Below are 20,467 nucleotides of genomic sequence, written 5' to 3'. Positions count from 1 at the left end.
CAATGAAAAAGACGCTGCTGGCCGCCGGTGTGGCGGCCATGATGATGGGCGCGACCCCGGTCATGGCCAAGACGCTGGTCTACTGCTCCGAAGGCTCGCCGGAGGGCTTCGACCCCGCGATCTATACCACCGGCACCACCTTCGATGCGACCAGCGAGACGGTGTTCAACATGCTGGTGCAGTTCAAGCCGGGCACCACCGAGCTGGAGCCGGCCATCGCCAAGAGCTGGGAAGTCTCCGACGATGGCCTGAGCGTGACCTTCCACCTGCGCGACGACATCAAGTTCCAGACCACCGATTTCTTCACCCCCAGCCGGCCGCTCAACGCCGACGACGTCATCTGGAGCTTCGAGCGCCAGATGGACAAGGAAAACCCCTACTACAAGCTCGCCAACGGCAACTTTGAGTACTTCAACGCGATGTCGATGGGCGAGCTGATCAAGTCGATCGAGAAGGTCGACGCGCACACCGTCAAGTTCGTGCTGACCGAGCCCAATGCGCCGTTCCTGGCCAACCTGGCGATGCCCTTCGCGGCGATCCACTCCCAGGAGTACGAACAGCAGCTGATCGACGAGGGCAAGCCGCAGCAGGCCAATCAGAAGCCGGTCGGCACCGGGCCGTTCCAGTTCGTCGCCTATCGTGAAGACGCGGCGATCCGCTACCAGGCCAACCCGGACTACTTCCGCGGCAAGCAGCCGATCGACAATCTGGTCTTCGCCATCACCCCGGATGCCCAGGTGCGCTACCAGAAGCTGCAGGCGGGCGAGTGCCAGGTGATGCCGTTCCCCAACCCGGCTGACGTCAAGGCGATGAAGCAGAACGACGAGATCCAGGTGCTGCAGGAGCCGGGGCTCAACGTGGCGTATCTGGCCTACAACACCCAGGAGAAGCCGTTCGACCAGCCGGAAGTGCGCCGCGCGCTCAATATGGCGATCAACAAGCAGGCGATCATCGACGCGGTGTTCCAGGGCGCGGGGGAAGTGGCCAAGAACCCGATTCCGCCGACCATGTGGAGCTACAACGACGCCGTCAAGGATGACCCCTACGACCCCGAGAAGGCCAAGCAGATGCTCGTCGACGCCGGGGTCAAGAACCTGAAGATGGACATCTGGGCGATGCCGGTCCAGCGCCCCTACATGCCCAACGCGCGGCGTGCCGCCGAGCTGATGCAGGCGGATCTGGCCAAGGTCGGGGTCGACGTCAATATCGTCACCTACGAGTGGGGCGAGTATCTCAAGCGCGCCTCCGCGGTCGACCGCAAGGGTGCGGTGATCCTGGGCTGGACCGGTGACAACGGCGACCCGGACAACTTCATGGGCACCCTGTTGAGCTGTGCCGGTGTCGGCGGTGCCAACCGTTCGCAGTGGTGCTACAAGCCGTTCGACGACCTGATCCAGCAGGCGCGTACGCTGAGCGATCAGGCCGAACGCGCCAAGCTCTACGAGAAGGCGCAGGTGATCTTCAAGCAGCAGGCGCCGTGGGACACCCTGGCCCACTCGACGGTGTTCATGCCGATCCGCAAGGAGGTCACCGGCTACGTGATCAATCCGTTGGGTCTGCATAGCTTCGAAGGCGTCGATATCCAAGAGTAACTCCCTCCCTTCGTGGTGCACGGGGCAGCCTGGCGGCTGCTCCGTGCCCGCGCATGACTAGTCAGACCCTCACTATGTTCAAGTTCATTCTGGTCAAGCTGGCGCAGCTGGTGCCGACCTTCATCGGCGTCACCATCGTGGCGTTCGCCTTCATTCGTCTGCTGCCGGGCGATCCGATCCTGCTGATGGCGGGCGAGCGCGGCATCTCCGCCGAGCGCTACGCCCAGCTGCAGGCGCAGTTCGGCTTCGACCGGCCGCTGCCGGTGCAGTACTGGGAGTTCCTCAAGGGGCTCTTGCACGGTGACCTGGGCAACTCGCTGGTCACCCACTCGCCGGTGGTCGGCGAGTTCTTCAGCCGCTTCCCGGCGACCATGGAGCTGTCGCTGTTCGCGCTCGCCTTCGCCGTGATCATCGGCCTGCCGGCCGGGGTGCTGGCAGCGATCCGCCGCGGCAAGACGCTCGACCACACCGTGGTCGGCATCAGCCTGACCGGCTATTCGATGCCGATCTTCTGGTGGGGCCTTTTGCTGATCATGTTCTTCTCCGGCACCCTCGGCTGGACCCCGGTCTCCGGGCGTATCTCCTTCATGTACTTCATCGAGCCGGTCACCGGTTTCATGACCATCGACACCCTGCTCGCCGGCGACTGGGGCGCCTTCCTCTCGGCGCTGCACCATCTGATCCTGCCCGCCATCGTGCTCGGCACCATTCCGCTGGCGGTGATCGCGCGCCAGACCCGCTCCTCGATGCTCGAGGTGCTGGGCGAGGACTACGTGCGCACGGCGCGCGCCAAGGGGCTCTCCAGCTATCGCGTGATCATGGTGCACACCCTGCGCAATGCGCTGATCTCGGTGGTCACGGTGATCGGGCTCCAAGTGGGGCTGCTGCTGGCCGGGGCGATCCTGACCGAGACGATCTTCTCGTGGCCGGGCATCGGCAAGTGGATGATCGATGCGATCTCGCGGCGCGACTACCCCTCGGTGCAGGGTGGTCTGGTGCTGATCGCGTTCATCGTGATGATCGTCAATCTGCTGGTGGATGTGGCCTATGGGGTCATCAATCCGCGCATCCGTCATTGAGGGCCCAAAAATGGCTGCAATTTCTACCCCTGCCGCGCCCGGGACGTTTCGCCATCAGTTGGGCGGCTTCTGGAAGGATTTCAGCGCCAGCCGCGGCGCCCTGGTCGGGCTGATCTTCATCGCGCTGATCTTTCTGGTGGCGCTGCTGGCGCCCTGGGTGGCGCCCCATGACCCGGCACTGCAGGACCGCTCGGCACTGCTGGTGCCGCCGGTATGGCACGCCGAGGGCAGCTGGCGCTACATCCTGGGCACCGATGCGGTGGGCCGCGACATTCTCTCGCGGCTGATCTATGGCGCCCGCTACTCGCTCTCGATCAGCGCCATGGTGGTGCTGATCTCGATGTGCGGCGGCATCTTCCTGGGGCTGCTGGCGGGCTACTTCCGCGGCTGGGTCGAGACCGTGATCACCCGCGTGATGGACGTGGTGCTGGCCTTCCCCAGCCTGCTGCTGGCGCTGGGCCTGGTGGCGATCCTGAGCCCGGGGCTGACCAGCGCGATGATCGCCATTGCCCTGGTACAGCTGCCCTACTTCGTGCGCCTGACGCGCGCGGCGGTGATCGGCGAGAAGAGCCGCGAGTACGTCACCGCCAGCCGCCTGGCCGGGGCCGGCCATATGCGTCTGATGTTCAACACCCTGCTGCCCAACTGCATGGCGCCGCTGATCGTGCAGGCGACGCTGTCGTTCTCCACCGCGATCCTGGATATCGCCGCGCTGGGCTTTCTGGGCATGGGCGTGCAGCCGCCGACCCCGGAATGGGGCGCGATGCTGGCCAATGCGCGCGAGTTCATGGGGAGCGCCTACTGGGCGGTCACCTTCCCGGGGCTGGTCATTCTGCTGACCGTGCTGATGATCAACCTGATGGGCGACGGGCTGCGCGATGCGCTGGACCCGAAGATGAAACGATCGTGAGCGCGAGGCCCGCACCCGGCACCAGAAGCCGGGGTGGGCGTGGCGACGCGATGAGGAGTTCACATGGCATTACTTGATATCGCAGGCCTGAGCGTGCGATTCCAGACCAACAGCGGCCTGTTCACGGCGGTCGAGAACGTCGATATCCAGGTCGATCACGGCGACGTGCTGTCGATCGTCGGCGAGTCCGGCTCGGGCAAGTCGGTCTCGATGCTGGCGACCATGGGGCTGCTGCCGTGGACCGCCCAGGTCAGCGCCGAGCGCATGGCCTTCGACGGCCAGGACCTGCAGCGCCTGAGTTCGCGCCAGCGCCGGCGTATCGTCGGCGGCGAGATGTCGATGATCTTTCAGGAGCCGATGAGCAGCCTGAATCCGTGCTTCACCGTGGGCACCCAGATCGACGAGATGATCAAGCAGCACAAGGGCGGCTCGCGTCGCGAGCGCCACGAGCGGGCGCTGGAGCTGCTCGCCCAGGTGGGGATTCCCGACCCGGCGCGGCGGATCAAGGCGTATCCGCATCAGCTCTCCGGCGGCATGAGCCAGCGCGTGATGATCGCCATGGCGATCTCCTGCGACCCGCGGCTGCTGATCGCCGACGAGCCGACCACGGCGCTGGATGTCACCATCCAGGCCCAGATCCTCGAACTGCTGCTCAAGCTGCAGGAGGAGAAGGGCATGGCGCTGATCCTGATCACCCACGACATGGGCGTGGTCGCCGAGACCGCCAAGCAGGTGATCGTGCAGTATGCCGGGCGCCAGGTGGAGCAGCAGGAGGTGAAGTCGCTGTTCGCCCACCCGCGCCACCCGTATACCGAGGCGCTGCTCTCGGCGCTGCCCGAGCGCGCCGCGGGGCAGTCGCGGCTGCCGACCATCCCCGGGGTGGTGCCGGGCCAGCACGACCGCCCTACGGGCTGTCTGTTCAATCCGCGCTGTCGTTACGCCACCGAGCACTGCCGCGAGGTGGAGCCGGTGGCCGCACCCGACGACCCGGCGCGCACGCTGTGCCACTACCCGCTCGGGCGGCCGGATGCCGAGCCATCAGCCGAACCTTCCCCCGGCGTCTCGCCCGAGACGTCTTCCCCGTCGCGACCGGAGGTGCGTCCATGAGCCGTGAAGCGGTACTGCGCGCGCGTCACCTGACGCGCTACTACGAGATCAAGGGCGGGCCCTTCTCCAGGCCGGCCACGGTCAAGGCGCTCAACGAGGCCTCGTTCGAGCTGTTCGCGGGGCAGACGCTGGCGGTGGTCGGCGAGTCGGGCTGCGGCAAGTCGACGCTGGCGCGGGTGTTGACGATGATCGAGCCGCCCACCAGCGGCGAGCTGACCATCAACGGCCAGGCGGTGGCGCTCAAGCCGGGCCAGCGCCCGCCGGCGGCGCTGCGCCGCGAGGTGCAGATCATCTTCCAGAACCCTTATGGCTCGCTCAACCCGCGCAAGACCGTGGCGACCATGCTGGAGGAGCCGCTCAAGCTCAACCGTCGCGAGATGAGCGCCAGCCAGCGCCGCGCCGCCGCGCTGGAGATGATCGACAAGGTGGGCCTGCGCCCCGAGCACGCCGACCGCTACCCGCACATGTTCTCCGGCGGCCAGCGTCAGCGTATCGCGATCGCCCGCGCGCTGATGCTCAACCCCAAAATCCTGGTGCTCGACGAGCCGGTCTCGGCGCTGGATCTGTCGATCCAGGCCCAGGTACTCAATCTGCTGGCGGATCTGCAGGAGGAGTTCGGGCTGGCCTACGTGTTCATCTCCCACGATCTCTCGGTGGTGCGGCGCATCGCCGACGACGTCATCGTGATGTACTTCGGCCAGCCGGTGGAGACGGGGCCGGCGGAGACGGTGTTCAGCCAGCCGCGCCACCCCTACACCCAGGCGCTGTTCTCGGCCACGCCGGTGGCCGACCCCAACCGGCGGCGCGAGCGGGTACGGCTCAAGGGCGAGCCGCCGTCACCGCTGTCGCCGCCGCCGGGCTGTCCGTTCGCCCCGCGCTGCCATCGCGCCACCGAGGCCTGCACCCGCACCGACCCGCCGCTGGAGCCGGTGGACGATGCGGTCAGCGTGGCCTGTATCCACGTCGAGACCCGGGGTGCGCAGGCGGCGTCCTGATCTCGGTGGAGCGATGCGGTCTCACGCGATGCTCGATGTCGCCGTCAATGTCTCGGCGACAAGACGCGCCCGCCCTGCCAGACGCCGTTCTTCGGCGTCGAACAGGTGCAGCGGGCCGTCGACGCCGAGGCGGATCTCGCTGCCCTCACGCAGCGCCGCGGCCTCCAGCGTGGCCAGCGGCAGCCGCGCGGTGAGCGGGGCGTCGAGCCCCGGCAGGCGGCAGTAGGCCAGCGCATCCACCCCCAGGCGCTCGATCATCTCCAGGGTGACCGCGAACTCGCCCTGCGGGTCGAGGCGCAGATGCTCCGGGCGTACGCCCAGGGTAGCGGCACGTGCGGGCGCCTTGGCCTCCGCGTTCGCTGAGGGGGCTTCCGCGGGCTCTGTTCCAAGGGCATCTGTTTCGAGGATCAGGCCGCCGGGCAGCCGTGCGCAGCCTTCACTGTGGCTTACCGGCAGCAGGTTCATCGCCGGCGAGCCGATGAAGCGCGCCACGAAGCAGCTGGCGGGCGTCTCGAACAGGCTCATCGGGGTGCCGATCTGCTCGATGCGGCCGTCGCGCATGACGACCAGACGGTCGGCCAGGGTCATCGCCTCGACCTGGTCGTGGGTGACATAGAGCATGCTCGCGCCCAGGCGCTGCTGCAGGCGCCGAATCTCCAGGCGCATCTGCACGCGCAGCGCGGCGTCGAGATTGGAGAGCGGCTCGTCGAACAGGAACACGCGCGGCTCGCGCACGATCGCCCGGCCCATCGCCACTCGCTGGCGCTGGCCGCCGGAGAGCTGGCGCGGGCGGCGTTCGAGCAGCGCCTCGATCCCCAGCAGGGCCGCGGCCTCGCGCACCCGGCGGGTGATCTCCTCGCGCGGGCGCTTCTGCAGCTTGAGCGCATAGGCCATGTTGTCGAACACGCTCATGTGCGGGTAGAGAGCGTAGTTCTGGAATACCATCGCCACCCCGCGCTGGGCCGGCTCCAGGCGGTTGGCGAGCCGCCCGCCGATCTCCAGCTCGCCATCGCTGATCGTCTCGAGCCCCGCCACCATGCGCAGGAAGGTCGACTTTCCGCAGCCCGAGGGGCCCACGACGACCATCAGCTCGCCGGGTTCCAGGGTCAGATCGATACCGTCGACGGCGCGTTGGCCGCCCTTGTAGGTCTTGCCGAGCTGGCGGCAGGTCAGCGTGGCCATGGGATGAGTCTTTTGGCGTTGAGGGTCACTTTTCGGCATCGGTCAGCCCACGCACGAAGAAGCGCTGCATGGCGACGATCACCACCACCGGCGGCAGCACCGTGAGCAGCGTCATCGCGGTGGCCAGTTGCCAGGGCGGCAGGGTGTCGGTGGACTGCACCAGATTCTTCAGACTGATCACGGCGGTGGCGTGATCCGGCGAGTTGGCCGCCAGTAGCGGCCACAGGTACTGGTTCCAGCCGTAGATGAACATGATCACGAACAGCGCCGCGAGATTGGTCCGCGACAGCGGCAGCACGAAATCCTTGAGAAAGCGCAGCGGCCCGGCGCCATCCAGCCGCGCCGCCTCGAACAGCTCCGAGGGCAGGCTCAGAAAGCACTGGCGCAGCAGAAAGGTGGCGGTGGCCGAGGCGATCAGCGGCAGGATCATCCCGGCGTAGGTATCGATCAGCCCGAAGCGCGCCACCACGCCGTAGGTCGGCACGATGCGCACCTCCACCGGCAGCATCAGGGTGACGAAGATCAGCCAGAAGCAGAGCGTGCGGCAGGGAAAGCGGAAGAACACGATGGCGTAGGCGGCCAGCAGCGAGATCGCGATCTTGCCCAGGGCGATACCCAGCGCCATCACCAGCGAGTTGCCGAGCAGGCGCAGGGCGCTGACGCCGAGCCCGGGCATCGGCTGCGACAGTAGCTGCCAGTAGTTGGCCAGCCCCTGGTCGCCGAACCACAGCGGGGCGATGCCGTTCTGCAGGTCGGCGGCACTGTGGGTGGAGGCGGTGAGCGCGAGCCACAGCGGTAGCCCGAAGATCACCACGCCGGTGATCAGCAGCAGATGGGTGAGGCCGTCGAGGCCGGGGCGACGATAGCGCATCAGTAGGCGACCTTGCGTTCGAGATAGCGGAACTGGATGAAGGTGAGCACTCCGACCAGCACCATCAGCAGCACCGACTGGGCGCTGGAACCGCCCAGGTCGCGGCCCACGAAGCCATCCTCGTAGAGCTTGTAGACCAGGGTGCGGGTGGCGCCGCCGGGGCCACCCAGGGTGGTGTTGTCGATGGTGGCGAAGGTCTCGAACAGCACGTAGACGCTGTTCATCACCAGCAGGAAGAAGGCGGTCGGCGACAGCAGCGGCAGGGTGATGCCGAAGAAGCGCCGGAACGGTCCGGCGCCGTCGATGGCGGCGGCCTCGAGCAGCGAGGCGGGGATCATCTGCAGCCCGGCGAGAAAGAACACGAAGTTGTAGCTCATCTGCTGCCAGATCGAGGCGATCACCACCAGCGCCAGCGCCTGGCCGGGGTCGAGCTGGGCATCCCAGTGCACGCCGAAGACGGCCAGGGCGTGGGTCAGCACGCCGAGCACCGGGTCGAACATGAACAGCCACAAAAGCCCCGCCACCGCCGGCGCCACCGCATAGGGCCAGGTGAGCAGCACGCGGTAGAGCTTGGCGCCGTGGAGCACGCGGTCGGCGAGGACCGCCAGCAGCAGTGCCAGGCCCATGGCGCCCGCCGCCACCAGCAGGCTGAACAGCGCGGTGACGCCGAAGGCGTGCCAGTAGCCCGGAGAGGAGAGCACATGCTGAAAGTTGGCGAGCCCGACGAAGCGCTCACCGAGGCCGAAGGCATCCTGTACGTAGAACGCCTGACGCACCGACTCGGCGGCGGGCCAGAAGAAGAAGATGGCAACCACCGCGAGCTGGGGCGCCAGCAGCAGCCAGGGAGTGACGGAGTGACGTTCGAAAGTGGTCATCTTGATCGGCACAGCGGGCGGCTTGCGCCGCCCGCTTTCGGGGACTCGACAGCAGAGAAGGGCATCTTAGGGAACCACTGCATAAATGCCTGCGCGAGCGAATCGCTGCGTTGCGTGGTACTCGAACACTCGCCTAACCCCATGTTATGTCTCGTGTTCTGTGTTCCATGCGCCTTGCGCTTCATCTCGCTCGTCGATTTATTCAGTGCTTCCTTAGGCGCTTAGGGTTTGGACACAAGATCAGCGCGCGCAGATCGTTTTCGTACGCAGCCCCTAGTTCGAGACGCTGCGCTCGAATTGCTCGAGCTCCGCATTGCCGCGCTTGGCAGCCTCGGTCAGCGCCTGGGCGGCGGGCTCGCTGCCGTTGAACGCTTTCTCCAGCTGTTCGGCGATGATGTTACGGATCTGCGGCATGTTGCCCAGACGCAGGCCGCGGCCGTTGTCATCCGGCGTGCCCCGGGTCAGCTGGTCGATCGCCACGCTGGCGCCCGGCGTCTTGATGTAGAAGCCCTCATCTTTCAACTGCTGATAGGCGGCAGTGGTGATCGGCACATAGCCGGTGAAGCTGGCCCAGTCGGCCTGTACCGCCGGCGAGGAGAGGAAGTTGAGGAACTCGGCCACGCCTTTGTAGACCTTGTCCGACTGGCCCTGCATGACCCACAGCGAGGCGCCGCCGATGATCGAGTTGCGGGGCTGGCTCACCGCTTCGGCGTCATAGGGCAGCGGGGCGATGCCGAAGGTGAACTTGCCCTTGGCGGCTTCCTGAATACCCGCACGCGAGGCGGAGGAGGTAGTCAGCATGGCGCAGCGGCCCGACTGGAAGCGCTTGGTGCCGTTGTCGGCACGGCCGCCATACTCGAAGGCGTGGCTCTTCTGCCACTCGGCCAGATCCTGGATATGCCCCACCGTGGCCGGCTGCTTGTCGAACACCAGGCGGGCATCGGTGCCATTGAAACCGTTGGCCTGGGTGGCGAAGGGCACATCGTTGATTGCGCTGAAGTTCTCCAGCTGGGTCCAGCTCGGCCAGGCGGTGGTCAGGCCGCATTCGGCGGCGCCGCTCTCGACCAGCTTGTGAGCGTCCTTGCCGACCTCGGCCCAGGTCTTGGGCGGCGTCTCGATGCCGGCCTTGGCGAAGGCGTCCTTGTTGTAATAGAGCACCGGGGTGGAGGAGTTGAACGGCATCGACAGCATGTGGCCGTCGCGCGAGGTGTAGTAGCTCTTCACCGCCGGCAGGAAGGCGTCGGGATCGAACGCCGTGCCGGTGTCCTGCATCAGCTGGTAGACCGGGTAGATCGCGCCCTTGGCGTTCATCATCGTCGCCGTGCCGACCTCGAACACTTGGGTGATCGCCGGTGCCTGACCGGCGCGGAAGGCGGCGATGGTTGCGGTCAGGTTATCGCTGTAGCTGCCCTTGTAGACGGGCTTGACCACATAGTCGCTCTGGGAGGCGTTGACCTTTTCGCCGAGTACGCCCTCCATGGCGTGCCACCAGGTGATGGTGGTGGCCGCCTGGGCCGAGGTGGAGAGAGAGAGCGCGGTGACAGCGACGAATGGCAGTAGAGAGGTGAGGCGCACGATGACATCTCCTGACAGGGCGTTACAGGGTGTGGTGCGTACCCTAGGACGACACGATGTCAGGAGCGTGGCATTCGGATGTCACTTGAATGACAGCGCTTTGACCAAGCGATGACGGCAGGGCGCTGCGCACGCCCTGGCGTCATTACTTAGGTTGGGGACTCGATAGCCTCCGGCGTGCGTTCGATCACCCGCTCGAAGGTGCGCAGGCGTTTGACGATCGAGAGCAGCTCGATGATGGTCGACCAGGCGTTGACCAGATACTGGAAGGAGTCGCGCACCTGGCCGAAGACGTTGAGGATCTGCTGTAGCAGGCCCAGGGTCAGCTTGCCGGCGACGATCGAGGGCGCCAGCACGATGAAGGCGAAGACCACGTCGGCCTGCAGGTAGAAGATGCGCGCGATATTGAAGTAGGCGTAGTGCCAGTAGAGCCGGAAGTAGTTGCGCCGCACCGCCTGGAAAAGCTCCGCTACCGTGGCCGGGCGGGCGCGCTCGGCGGCGTCCTCGCCGTAGACCAGCTCCTTGCGGTAGGCCGCCTCCACGCGCTGGTTGCGAAACTCCAGACCCGGCAGCTTGACCCCCGCCAGCGCCAGGAACAGGGTGCCGAACAGCGACCAGGCGACCGCCGACCACACCAGCGCGTTGGAGACGTGCCCGACCAGCGGCAGTTCGGTGATGTGCTGGGACATCGTCACCAGCAGCGGCAGGAAGGCGATCAGCGTCAGCACCGACTTGAGCAGACTCACCCCCAGCCCCTCCAGCGTGGTGGAGAAACGCATGGTGTCCTCCTGCACGCGCTGGGCGGCCCCCTCGACATGGCGCAGGCGCGGCCAGTGGTGCATGTAGTAGTCGTTCATCGCCCAGCGCCAGCGGAAGATGTAGTGGCTGACGAAGAACAGGTTGAACACCCCCACCGTGACCGCGACGAAGGCGATACCGGCGAAGGCGAGCATTTCACGGTAGAGATCCGCCGTGCTCACCGCGCCGTCACCGCCCAGCGCCCGCTGCACCATGTCCCAGAACGGCCCGTACCAGGCATTGACCGCGACGCTGGTCTGGACCGAGAAGTAGGTCAGAAAGACGATCAGCGCGCTGCCGAGAATCGACCAGCGCTGCCAGCGGTGCGAGCTCAAGCGGAACCAGGCGGCGGCGAAGAGCGCCGTGCACAGGGCGTAGTAGAGGTAGAACCAGAGAAAAGACGGCGCCCAGAAGCGCGAGACGTCGATCGGCAGCTCGGCGCCGGGGGCGAGCGGGGGCAGGCCGATGACGGCACCCCAGGCGTTGGCGGTGGTGTCCCACAGCCCCAGGCACAGCAGGGACCAAACGAGTGCGCTGAGCGAGAGCAGCGCGGGTCGAGGAAAGAAGGATCGAAACACGGTGACATCCTGAGCGGCGAAGATCGGGCCCGGGATCGCGGCCCCTTTCCATCGACCCTGCTCTACGCGTTACGTTCCCTTACACCGGTATGCTTCTGGTGCGAGGCACCGTACGAAACGTCGGCACACGGCGGTCGTTTGCGTACAGCGCCTCGGCGTTTGCGGCGACACGCGCCAGCGAAAACGCGTCTCAGGTGATGTCGACCTGGTAGCGGAAAGTCTCGGCATTGCCCAGCGTGCGGCGAAATTCCAGCGGGGTGCCGTCGTAACCCAGCGCCAGGCGTTCGATGTTCACCACCGGTGCGCCCTGGGCGATCTCCAGCGCCTTGGCGGTAGGGGCATCGGCCGTCTCCACGGTGAGCGTCTCACGCGCCGAGGCCACCAACTGACCGCACTGGCTCTCATAGAAGGGGTAGAGCAGGTTCTCGAATGCTTCCGGGTCCACCGACATCAGCCCGGCGAAGCGCGCCGCCGGCAGCCAGATCTCCTCCCGCGAGACGTTGCTGCCGCCGATCTGGCGCAACCGTTCGAGCTTGATCACCTCGCTGCCCGGGGGAGCTCCAGGGCGAGGGCCACGCTTTCCGAGGCCTGGGTACGCGTTCGGCTCAGAATCCGGCTGGTGGGCACCTGACGCTCGCCGAGCGCATCCACCTGACGGAAGAAGCGAAACAGGGAGCCCTGGAAGTTGGGGCGCCGGATGAAGGTGCCGCGCCCCTGACTGCGCTCCATCAGGCCGTCCTGGACCAGGGTGTCCACGGCCTTGCGCAGGGTGCCCACTGCGACGCCGTACTGCTTGGTCAGCTCCGCTTCGGTGGGGATGGCGATGCCGGGGGCCCACTCCCCGGAGGCGATGCGCGAGAGCATATCGTCGCGCAGGCGTTGATAGAGCGGCAGACGTTCGTCGGTCTGCAGGCTCGACGTTCTCATCACGATAGGTTCCCTGCCTGTTATTGATTTCAATGTATCACCTTTAGTCGTAGGTAAAGAAAACTGCGACTAAAAGCGTGTATGCTGCCGATTGCTCTATTCATATAGATGAATAGATGAGTCGAAGCGGTCAGGCTATGGCCGATTGCACAGGCTTATATCATGTGATTCAAGGATTCTATGATGCATTCTACTGCTAAAGTCGTAACGGGCGTGGATACCCACGCTCACATCTTCCAGCGCGATCTGCCGCTGGTGGAGGGTCGGCGCTACAGCCCGGACTACGACGCCAAGGTGGAAACGTATCTGGCACATCTGGACCGCTGTGGCCTCTCTCACGGGGTGCTGGTGCAGCCGAGCTTCCTCGGTACCGACAACGACTATCTAGTGGCGGCGCTGCGCCGCTATCCCGAGCGGCTGCGCGGCACCGCCGTGGTCGAACCGACGATCTCTGCGGCGGCACTGGATGCGCTCGACGCCGCCGGGGTGGTCAGCGTGCGTCTCAATCTGATCGGCAAGACGCTCGACGACTACGCCGCGGCGCCGTGGCAGCGCTTCTTCACCGAGCTGGCGCGACGCCGCTGGTCGGTGGAGATCCAGCGTGGAATGGAAGATCTCGATGACGTGGTGGCGCCGATCCTGGGCGCCGGCTGCGACGTGGTGATCGACCACTTCGGCCTGCCGGGCGGCGAGATCGATCCGGTGAATCCGGCGCATCGCGCACTGCTGTCACGGCTGGCGCACCAGCCGCTGTGGGTCAAGCTCTCGGCCACCTACCGCAGCCGGTCGAGCCTGGATCAGGCGAGCCGCTCGATCGAGCGGCTGCGCGACGCCTACGGCCATAGCGAGAACCTGCTGTGGGGCAGCGACTGGCCGCACACCCGCTTCGAGGCGGACACCGACTACGACGCCCAGTTCGCGCTGCTGGAAAAGCTGCTGCCCGACCCGCAAGAGCGCCGCCAGGTGCTGGTCGACAACCCGGCGCGGCTGTTTCGGATCGCGCTGGGGGGCGACGCCTGAGCGCGCCGGCGCCTGAACGACAACGACATCAAACCGAGTACCGGATACGCCGATACCGGGATCACGCACGAGGGGAACTGACATGATGAGTCTGCTGGTGGTGGGGGCGATCGTCGTCTCCATCGTTCTCGGCTACCGCTTCAAGCTCAACATTGGGCTGTTCGCGATCGCCTTCGCCTACCTGATCGGCTGCTTCGGCATGGGCATGAGCCCCAAGGAGGTGATCGCCACCTGGCCGCTGAAGATCTTCTTCATCATCTTTTCGGTCTGCCTGTTCTACAGCTTCGCCATCGTCAACGGCACCCTGGAGAAGCTCGCCGAGCATCTGATGTACCGCTGCCGCAACGTGCCCAGCCTGATGCCGTTCGCGATCTTCCTCGCCGCCACGGTCATCTCCGGGCTCGGCGCCGGCTACTACACTGTGCTGGCGTTCATGGCGCCGATCACCCTGCTGCTGTGCAACCGCACCGGGCTCAGCCTGATCGTCGGCGGCATGGCGGTGAACTACGGCGCGCTGGCCGGGGCCAACTTCGTCTCCAGCCAGAGCGGGATCATCTTCCGCACCCTGATGACCAGCTCCGGTGTCTCCGACAACCAGGCCTTCATCAATGCCCTGGGGATCTTCGCCAGCACCCTGATCGTGCCGGTGGTGGTGCTCGCCGGGCTGATCGTGGTCGGGCGCCGGCGCGGCAGCGCGGTGGCCTCGCTGGAGCACATCGAGCGTCCCGCGCCGCTCAACCGCGAGCAGAAGACCACCCTGACGCTGACCCTGATCATGATGGCCACGGTGCTGCTGCCGCCGATCGCCAGCCTGCTGCTGCCGGACAACGCCGCGGTCGCGTTCGTCAATGCCAAGGTCGATATCGGCCTGATCGCCAGCGTGTTCTCGGTCATTGCACTGCTGCTCAAGCTGGGCGACGAGCGTCAGGCTATCGCCTCGCTGCCGTGGGGCACCATCATCATGATCTGCGGGGTCGGCATGCTGATCTCGGTGGCGATCAAGGCCGGCACCATCGATCTGCTGGGGTCGTGGATCGGCACCAACATCCCGCCGGCGCTGATTCCGGTCGCCTTCGGCGTGGCGGCGGCGCTGATGTCGCTGTTCGCCAGCACCCTGGGCGTGGTCACCCCGGCACTGTTCCCGCTGGTGCTGCCGATCGCCAACACCCTGGCCATCGACCCGATGATCATCTTCATTGCTATCGTGGTCGGCGCCCAGGCCACCTCGATCTCGCCGTTCTCCTCCGGCGGCAGCCTGATCCTCGGCTCCTGCCCCGATGACCGCGCGCGTGCCGGGCTGCTGCCCAAGCTGCTGTTCCGTGCCGCACCGCTGGGCTTCGTCGCGGCGATGGTGTTCAATCTGTTGCTGACCTTCATCTTCTAGGCACGATCTGCGGGATAGAAACGTGCGCTACACCAAGGGCGGCATCCTCGATGCCGCCCTTGTCGTTTCTGTGTCTCTTTGTCTCTTTGTCTCTGTGTTTCCGGGGCGCCGTATCCATGCTCGCGGCGAGCGAGTCGATGTCGGGTGTCAGGATAGGCGCCGAGCAGCGCCCGATGCGCGCTACACTGCGCTATCGCATCGCGCTGGCCGGCGGGCGTGCACGGCCGGCCCTCAGGATGCCATCAGCCATCAGGAGCCCGCCTTGAGCCCGTCAGCTGTTTCTGCCACAGACACCGCTTTTACCGACGCGTCTTTAACTGGCGCCTCTGCCACTGACCTGTTTTCCCGGACCTATGCCGCTACGCTGGCGACACTCGCCGCCGAGTTCGCCGGTGAGCGCCTGGAGACCTGGACCTTCGACGACCGGGCGACACGGCGCCAGGCCGAGGCGGCGCTGGCCGAGCGCGGTATCGCGGCGCGCTGCCGCTCGGCCTATAAGCCGCTGCTGTGCGCCTTTCGCGAAGAGATCGAGACCCGCGACCTAGTCGCTTGCGAGGTCATCTATCCACGCCATCCCCAGACCAGCGAGCAGCGCTTTCGCCTGGAGAGCTACCCCCTGGCCGCCTGCTATCCGCAGGTGGCGTTTCGCTTCGTCGCCGGTGCGTGCCGGGCAGCGCTACCGGTCTACCGGCTGCATCTGCGCTATGCCGACGGGCGTGAGTGCGAGTGCGAGGTGCTGGCCCCCAACCGCGTGCATGCCGACTTCACCGGCGAGCCGGCGCTCTCGCCCTGTGGCTGGTGCCGCGAGGGCGGGGCAGTGGAGAAGGCGATAGGGGAAGTGACAGCTGGGAGGCTAAGCGAGGGCCGGGCGCTGTGGACCGCCTTCGAGGCGCTCTATCACGATAGCGTGAGCGCGATCCGCGACGCCGATTGGGGCGAGGAGCCCTATTTCTCCCGCCTCGAGATCGCGGTGACGCTGCCGGTGGACGACGAGCCGCTGGCCTACGATGACGAGGTGATGTCGCTGCGCGAGGCGCTCCACGAGGAGCTCTACTTCTCGCTGCTGGAGGTCTTCCAGCGCCGCAGCGGCCGCCCGCCGGGGGACCGCCATCTGCAGCCGGGCCAGATCGTGCCCCAGGTGCGTCGTGGTGCAACGCTGAGTGTGCAGGTAAGGGTCGTTGCGCACGCGGCATCGGCGCAGCCGTCTTCTCAGGATCTGCCTACGGGCCATTGGCAGGCCCAGCTCGAGAGCCCCCGGGGGCCGTTGGCGCCGACGGTGATCGAAGCCGCGCTGGCGGCGCTGCCCGGTAGCCGTTTCCAGGCGCGCTCGGTCGCCGGGCGCACGCTGAGCGGGTGCCATATCGCCGGTCGTGACCGTGCGGTGATGATCTCCGCCGGCCAGCACGCCAACGAGACCTCGTCGCCGGCCGGCTCGCTGCAGGCGGCGTTCACGCTGGCGCGTCGGCCCGGGGCGCACTTCACGCTGTGCCCGTTGGAGAACCCGGACGGCTATGCGCTGCACCAGCAGTTGATCGCCGACAACCCCCGGCACATGCACCACGCCGCCCGCTACACCGCGCTGGGCGACGATCTGGAGTACCGCGCATCGGCACGCTTCGAGAGCACCATCCGCACCCAGGCCGAGCAGCTCAGCGGTGCGCAGTTGCACCTCAATCTGCACGGCTACCCGGCGCACGAGTGGACCCGGCCGCTCTCCGGCTATGTACCGCGGGGCTTCGAGATGTGGACGATCCCCAAGGGCTTCTTCCTGATCCTGCGCTATCGCCCGGGCTGGGAGGCGGCCGCGCGCTGGCTGCTGGAGGCGGTCACCCGGGCGCTGGCGGAGGAGGTGGCGCTGAAAGCGCTCAATCGGCGCCAGCTGGCGCAGTTCAACGCCCACGCCGGCGACGATGGCTTCGAGCGGATCAACGGCTTTCCGTGCTGGCTCGCGGTCGACGAGCGCCACCGGGTGCCGCTGACACTGATCACCGAGTACCCCGACGAGACCGTCTACGCCGACGCCTTCCAGGCCGCCGCCGCGGCCCAGCGGGCCACGGTGCTGGCGGCCTACGAGGCCTTTCAGCGGCTGCCGGCGGCACTGCTCGCACCGGACCCGACGTGAGTGGTCGGGGCGCCCCCCCTGGCCGGCCTGGCGCGGTGCGGATCGCCCGATGAAGTGCCTCACCCGCTCAGCGCGGCGGGCATGGGGGCCAGCTCGCCGCTGATGCGCTCATAGAGACGTGCCAGTTGCAGCAGGCCCCAGTCGTCGCGCGGGGCGCCGATCAGTTGCAGCCCCATCGGCAGGCCCCGGGCATCGACCCCGGCGGGCACGCTGATCGCGGGCAGACCCGCCAGCGAGGCGGGTACCACTACCTCCATCCAGCGGTGGTAGGTGTCCATGCTGCGGCCGTCGATGGTCTCGGGCCAGGGCGTGTCGAGGGCGAACGGGAACACCTGGGCGCTGGGCATGGCGACGTAGTCGACCCGTTCGAAGAGCGCGCACCAGGCGCGATAGATCTCGCTGCGGCGCACATTGGCCGCGTGGATGTCCTGGGCCGAGAGCGCGAGCCCGCGGGCGACCTCCCACTGCGCCTCGGGCTTGAGCTGGCGGCGGCTGTCGGGGTTGGCGTAATACCCGCCGAGACTGCCGCACACCGCCCAGTGGCGCAGGGTGGTCCAGCTCTGCCACTGGGCCTCGGCCGAGTACGGCAGGGGCGCCGGTTCGACCCGGCAGCCGCCCGCTTCCAGCCGCTGCAGCGCGCTCTCGCACAGCGCGAGCACCCCCGGCTCCAGCGCTAGATGCCCCGACCAGTCCCCCAGCCAGGCGATACGCAGGCCATCGCCGTCGCGCTCGAGCGCCGCCGCCGGATCCTGCCCGGCGGGCAGCAGCGCTTCGCCCAGCGATAGCGGCGCGCGGCGGTCGTAGCCCGCCTGCACGGCGAGCAGGCGGGCCACGTCCTCGACGCTACGGCCCATGGGGCCGTTGGTGGCGAGCTGCTGGCCGAACGCCTCCGGCGCCAGGCCGGGGACGCGCCCGAACGAGGGGCGCAGGCCGATCACCTGATTGAAGGCGGCGGGGTTGCGCAGCGAGCCCATCATGTCGCTGCCGTCGGCCACCGGCAGCAGGCGCATGGCCAGCGCGGCGGCGGCACCGCCGCTGGAGCCGCCGGCGGTGCGGGTCGGCGCGTGGGCGTTGCGGGTAGCGCCGAACACCGGGTTGTAGGTGTGCGAGCCGAGCCCGAATTCCGGGGTGTTGGTCTTGCCGATCATGATGGCCCCGGCGGCGCGCATACGCGCGACCATCAGGCTGTCGGCGTCGGCGCGATGATCGCGGCACAGCGGCGAGCCCTGCACGGTGGGCAGCCCCTGCACGTCGGAGAGATCCTTGATCGCCTGGGGGATGCCGTGTAGCCAGCCGCGCGAGCGCCCTGCCGCGAGCTCGCGATCGGCCGTCTCCGCCTCCGCCAGCAGTGTCGCCGACGGGCGCCGGGAGACGAGCGCATTGAGCGAGGGGTTGGCGGCATCGATATGCGCCAGATAGGCCGCCATCACCTCGCTGCACGACACCTCGCGGGCGTGTATTCGTCGGGAGAGCGCGGTGGCGCTCCAGGTGACGATCTCATCGAGCGCGTGCGCGATGGTGGGGCCGGCGTTGGCGTGGGGCATGCGCGTCTCCTCGCTGGTTGGATGACGGGAAACTGCCAGCATACCCCAGGCCGATGGCCCTCAGCCGGCGTGGAACAGCTCGCTGTAGGCGCTGAGCGCCGGGGCGCCGCCGAGGTGGGCGTAGAGTACCCGGGAGCCGGCGGGAAATTCGCCGCGGCGTACCTTGTCGATCATGCCGTGCATCGACTTGCCCTCGTAGACCGGGTCGGTGAGCACGCCTTCGAGTCGGCCGCAGAGGCGTATCGCTTCCAGGGTGCCGTCGTTGGGCAGGCCGTACTCGGGATGGCCGAAGCGAGTGTCGAGAATCACGTCCTCGGCCTCGATCGGTTGGCCGAGGTCGACCAGCTCGGCGGTGTTCTGGGCGATACGCAGGATCTGGGCGTGGGTGCGCTCTGGCTTGGCCGAGGCGTCGATGCCGATGACTCGACGCGCCCGGCCATCGGCGGCGAAGCCCACCACCATGCCGGCCTGGGTGCTGCCGGTCACCGAGCAGACCACGATGTAGTCGAAGGTGAAGCCCAGCTCGCGCTCCTGCTGGCGCACCTCTTCGGCGAAGCCGACGAAGCCGAGTCCGCCGTAGGGGTGTTCGGAGCAGCCGGCGGGGATCGGATAAGGCTTGCCGCCGCGGGCGCGGACGTCCTCCAGCGCGCGCTCCCAGCTGGCGCGGATGCCGATATCGAAGCCCGCCGGGTCGAGGCGCACGTCGGCGCCCATGATGCGCGACAGCTCGATGTTGCCGACCTTGTCGTAATGGCTGTCGTCGTAGTTGACCCAGTTCTCCTGCACCAGCACGCACTCGAGGCCGAGATGCGCGGCCACCGCGGCGACCTGGCGGGTCTGGTTGGACTGGATGCCGCCGATCGAGACCAGCGTGTCGTAGCCGCCCTCGAGCACTTCCGGGATCAGGTATTCGAGCTTGCGCGTCTTGTTGCCGCCGAAGGCGAGCCCGCTGTTGCAGTCTTCGCGCTTGGCGTAGAGCTCGACCTCGCCACCGAGATGCTCGCTCAGACGCTTGAGCGGGGTGATCGGAGAAGGGCCGAAGGTAAGGGGGTAGCGGGGAAAACGATCGAGTCTCATGGGGTCACCTGTATTGTCGTTGTGATGGCAGCGGCAAGGCCGCTGATCGAGGAAGGCCTACTGGGCAGACAGTGCCTAAAACGCTATCAGGAAAGCCGGCGGCGCATGTTGCAAGTTGCGATCGTTTTCCGGGCTGATATTAGTAATAAGTGGATTATTGTCGTCGATGGTTGTGCTAGAAATTGGTTTTGCACAACAAAATGAAGCGAGGCTTTGTCATGACTCTTTCGGATGCCGCTGAGGCGCCGCCGCTGGACCGTATCGACCGTCAGATCCTCGACGTGCTCCAGCACGACGCCTCGCTCTCCAACGTGGCGCTGGCGGAGCGGGTCAATCTCAGCCCGCCGGCGTGTCTGCGCCGGGTCGAACGACTCAAGCGCAGCGGCCTGATCAAGGAGGTGGTGGCGCTACTCGACGCCGAGCGCCTGAACGCCGGCATGGTGGTGGTGATCGGCGTGGTACTGGATCGCTCCACGCCGCAGTCGTTCGCCGACTTCGAGGCCGCGGCGCGGCATATCTCCGGCTGCATGGCGTGCCATCTGGTCACCGGCGAGTTCGACTACTTCCTGATGATCCGCACCCGCGACAGCCAGAGCTTCAACCGCCTGCACGCCGAGCAGCTCATCTATCTGCCCGGGGTACGCCAGATCCGCTCCTTCATGGGGCTGCGTGAGGTGCTCTCTAGTACCCGGATTCCGCTGGGACGCTAAGAGGGTGTTTACAAAATGCCTGCGCTCGACGATACGGCGTTGAAATCGACCTCAAAGTACTCATTTACACCCCGTAAACTCCGTCTTTTCGGCCGATTTCGCCTTAGCTACGCGCCCCGGT

At 66.9% G+C, this 20,467-nt stretch carries 18 protein-coding genes; 9 read left to right on the top strand and 9 right to left on the bottom strand.

All coding sequences use genetic code 11. From position 1 onward, the window contains the following. Positions 1–2 precede the first annotated feature (2 nt). From QO259_RS16740 to QO259_RS16720, 5 genes are all read left to right on the top strand, one after another. Positions 3–1,592 carry an ABC transporter substrate-binding protein gene (locus QO259_RS16740; RefSeq protein WP_285950819.1) on the top strand — a complete coding sequence of 530 codons (1,590 nt, stop codon included), beginning with the start codon at positions 3–5 and terminating at the stop codon, positions 1,590–1,592. A 53-nt stretch (positions 1,593–1,645) separates the two neighbouring features. Next, complete coding sequence (locus QO259_RS16735) at positions 1,646–2,671, top strand: ABC transporter permease subunit (protein WP_472709284.1); 1,026 nt, start codon at positions 1,646–1,648, stop codon at positions 2,669–2,671. A gap of 10 nt (positions 2,672–2,681) precedes the next feature. Beyond that, a complete protein-coding gene (locus tag QO259_RS16730; RefSeq protein WP_051895862.1) occupies positions 2,682–3,581 on the top strand; it encodes an ABC transporter permease subunit in 900 nt (299 codons plus the stop codon). A gap of 63 nt (positions 3,582–3,644) precedes the next feature. Further along, positions 3,645–4,688: an oligopeptide/dipeptide ABC transporter ATP-binding protein gene (locus QO259_RS16725; RefSeq protein WP_207033801.1), complete on the top strand. Its 1,044-nt coding sequence runs from the start codon at positions 3,645–3,647 to the stop codon at positions 4,686–4,688. Next, positions 4,685–5,683, top strand: a complete 999-nt coding sequence (locus tag QO259_RS16720) for a dipeptide ABC transporter ATP-binding protein (protein ID WP_285950818.1) — start codon at positions 4,685–4,687, stop codon at positions 5,681–5,683. The genes QO259_RS16725 and QO259_RS16720 overlap by 4 nt, the downstream gene beginning before the upstream one ends. Before the next feature lie 21 nt (positions 5,684–5,704). Here QO259_RS16720 and QO259_RS16715 read toward each other — a convergent pair whose 3' ends face one another. From QO259_RS16715 to QO259_RS16685, 7 genes are all read right to left on the bottom strand, one after another. After that, the gene (locus QO259_RS16715) at positions 5,705–6,865 is read right to left on the bottom strand and encodes an ABC transporter ATP-binding protein (protein WP_285950817.1); all 1,161 of its coding nucleotides are present in this window, start codon (positions 6,863–6,865) and stop codon (positions 5,705–5,707) included. Positions 6,866–6,890: 25 nt separating this feature from the next. After that, positions 6,891–7,736 carry a sn-glycerol-3-phosphate ABC transporter permease UgpE gene (gene ugpE, locus QO259_RS16710; RefSeq protein WP_285950816.1) on the bottom strand — a complete coding sequence of 282 codons (846 nt, stop codon included), beginning with the start codon at positions 7,734–7,736 and terminating at the stop codon, positions 6,891–6,893. Next, positions 7,736–8,611 carry a sn-glycerol-3-phosphate ABC transporter permease UgpA gene (gene ugpA / locus QO259_RS16705; RefSeq protein ID WP_285950815.1) on the bottom strand — a complete coding sequence of 292 codons (876 nt, stop codon included), beginning with the start codon at positions 8,609–8,611 and terminating at the stop codon, positions 7,736–7,738. The genes ugpE and ugpA overlap by 1 nt, the downstream gene beginning before the upstream one ends. Before the next feature lie 273 nt (positions 8,612–8,884). Continuing rightward, on the bottom strand, positions 8,885–10,186 hold the full coding sequence (gene ugpB, locus QO259_RS16700; protein ID WP_353057299.1) for a sn-glycerol-3-phosphate ABC transporter substrate-binding protein UgpB: 1,302 nt from the start codon (positions 10,184–10,186) through the stop codon (positions 8,885–8,887). A 149-nt stretch (positions 10,187–10,335) separates the two neighbouring features. Continuing rightward, positions 10,336–11,562 carry a peptide antibiotic transporter SbmA gene (sbmA, locus tag QO259_RS16695; RefSeq protein WP_285950814.1) on the bottom strand — a complete coding sequence of 409 codons (1,227 nt, stop codon included), beginning with the start codon at positions 11,560–11,562 and terminating at the stop codon, positions 10,336–10,338. Positions 11,563–11,752: 190 nt separating this feature from the next. Next, positions 11,753–12,103, bottom strand: a complete 351-nt coding sequence (locus QO259_RS16690) for a GntR family transcriptional regulator (protein ID WP_285950813.1) — start codon at positions 12,101–12,103, stop codon at positions 11,753–11,755. Beyond that, positions 12,100–12,489, bottom strand: coding sequence for a GntR family transcriptional regulator (locus QO259_RS16685; protein ID WP_285950812.1), 390 nt, complete (start codon positions 12,487–12,489; stop codon positions 12,100–12,102). The genes QO259_RS16690 and QO259_RS16685 overlap by 4 nt, the downstream gene beginning before the upstream one ends. A gap of 183 nt (positions 12,490–12,672) precedes the next feature. On the opposite strand from QO259_RS16685, the gene QO259_RS16680 reads away from it, so the two are divergent. From QO259_RS16680 to QO259_RS16670, 3 genes are all read left to right on the top strand, one after another. Continuing rightward, a complete protein-coding gene (locus tag QO259_RS16680; protein WP_285950811.1) occupies positions 12,673–13,509 on the top strand; it encodes an amidohydrolase family protein in 837 nt (278 codons plus the stop codon). 82 nt (positions 13,510–13,591) lie between these two features. Next, the gene (locus QO259_RS16675; RefSeq protein ID WP_285950810.1) at positions 13,592–14,893 is read left to right on the top strand and encodes an SLC13 family permease; all 1,302 of its coding nucleotides are present in this window, start codon (positions 13,592–13,594) and stop codon (positions 14,891–14,893) included. A gap of 262 nt (positions 14,894–15,155) precedes the next feature. Next, entirely contained in the window at positions 15,156–17,015 is a 1,860-nt protein-coding gene (locus QO259_RS16670) for a M14 family zinc carboxypeptidase (RefSeq protein WP_285950809.1), read from the top strand. Between the two features lie 59 nt (positions 17,016–17,074). On the opposite strand, the gene QO259_RS16665 is transcribed toward QO259_RS16670, so the two are convergent. Both QO259_RS16665 and QO259_RS16660 read right to left on the bottom strand, forming a co-directional pair. Continuing rightward, positions 17,075–18,559 carry an amidase gene (locus tag QO259_RS16665; RefSeq protein ID WP_285950808.1) on the bottom strand — a complete coding sequence of 495 codons (1,485 nt, stop codon included), beginning with the start codon at positions 18,557–18,559 and terminating at the stop codon, positions 17,075–17,077. Positions 18,560–18,619: 60 nt separating this feature from the next. After that, the gene (locus QO259_RS16660; RefSeq protein WP_285950807.1) at positions 18,620–19,636 is read right to left on the bottom strand and encodes a 1-aminocyclopropane-1-carboxylate deaminase; all 1,017 of its coding nucleotides are present in this window, start codon (positions 19,634–19,636) and stop codon (positions 18,620–18,622) included. A gap of 218 nt (positions 19,637–19,854) precedes the next feature. On the opposite strand from QO259_RS16660, the gene QO259_RS16655 reads away from it, so the two are divergent. Continuing rightward, a complete protein-coding gene (locus QO259_RS16655; protein WP_035471961.1) occupies positions 19,855–20,346 on the top strand; it encodes an Lrp/AsnC family transcriptional regulator in 492 nt (163 codons plus the stop codon). The last annotated feature ends 121 nt before the right edge of the window (positions 20,347–20,467 follow it).

Source organism: Salinicola sp. JS01, assembly GCF_030284585.1.
Classification (GTDB): domain Bacteria; phylum Pseudomonadota; class Gammaproteobacteria; order Pseudomonadales; family Halomonadaceae; genus Salinicola.
The sequence above is the reverse complement of the archived record's forward strand: the minus strand, read 5'-3'. Positions and strand labels throughout refer to the sequence as shown.

What these genes read in the sequence shown, in the direction of transcription:
- QO259_RS16740 (WP_285950819.1), top strand. Translation starts at nt 3, where the DNA reads ATGAAAAAGACGCTGCTGGCCGCCGGTGTGGCGGCCATGATGATGGGC.
- QO259_RS16735 (WP_472709284.1), top strand. Translation starts at nt 1,646, where the DNA reads ATGACTAGTCAGACCCTCACTATGTTCAAGTTCATTCTGGTCAAGCTG.
- QO259_RS16730 (WP_051895862.1), top strand. Translation starts at nt 2,682, where the DNA reads ATGGCTGCAATTTCTACCCCTGCCGCGCCCGGGACGTTTCGCCATCAG.
- QO259_RS16725 (WP_207033801.1), top strand. Translation starts at nt 3,645, where the DNA reads ATGGCATTACTTGATATCGCAGGCCTGAGCGTGCGATTCCAGACCAAC.
- QO259_RS16720 (WP_285950818.1), top strand. Translation starts at nt 4,685, where the DNA reads ATGAGCCGTGAAGCGGTACTGCGCGCGCGTCACCTGACGCGCTACTAC.
- QO259_RS16715 (WP_285950817.1), bottom strand. Translation starts at nt 6,865, where the DNA reads ATGGCCACGCTGACCTGCCGCCAGCTCGGCAAGACCTACAAGGGCGGC.
- ugpE (WP_285950816.1), bottom strand. Translation starts at nt 7,736, where the DNA reads ATGCGCTATCGTCGCCCCGGCCTCGACGGCCTCACCCATCTGCTGCTG.
- ugpA (WP_285950815.1), bottom strand. Translation starts at nt 8,611, where the DNA reads ATGACCACTTTCGAACGTCACTCCGTCACTCCCTGGCTGCTGCTGGCG.
- QO259_RS16685 (WP_285950812.1), bottom strand. Translation starts at nt 12,489, where the DNA reads ATGAGAACGTCGAGCCTGCAGACCGACGAACGTCTGCCGCTCTATCAA.
- QO259_RS16680 (WP_285950811.1), top strand. Translation starts at nt 12,673, where the DNA reads ATGCATTCTACTGCTAAAGTCGTAACGGGCGTGGATACCCACGCTCAC.
- QO259_RS16675 (WP_285950810.1), top strand. Translation starts at nt 13,592, where the DNA reads ATGATGAGTCTGCTGGTGGTGGGGGCGATCGTCGTCTCCATCGTTCTC.
- QO259_RS16665 (WP_285950808.1), bottom strand. Translation starts at nt 18,559, where the DNA reads ATGCCCCACGCCAACGCCGGCCCCACCATCGCGCACGCGCTCGATGAG.
- QO259_RS16660 (WP_285950807.1), bottom strand. Translation starts at nt 19,636, where the DNA reads ATGAGACTCGATCGTTTTCCCCGCTACCCCCTTACCTTCGGCCCTTCT.
- QO259_RS16655 (WP_035471961.1), top strand. Translation starts at nt 19,855, where the DNA reads ATGACTCTTTCGGATGCCGCTGAGGCGCCGCCGCTGGACCGTATCGAC.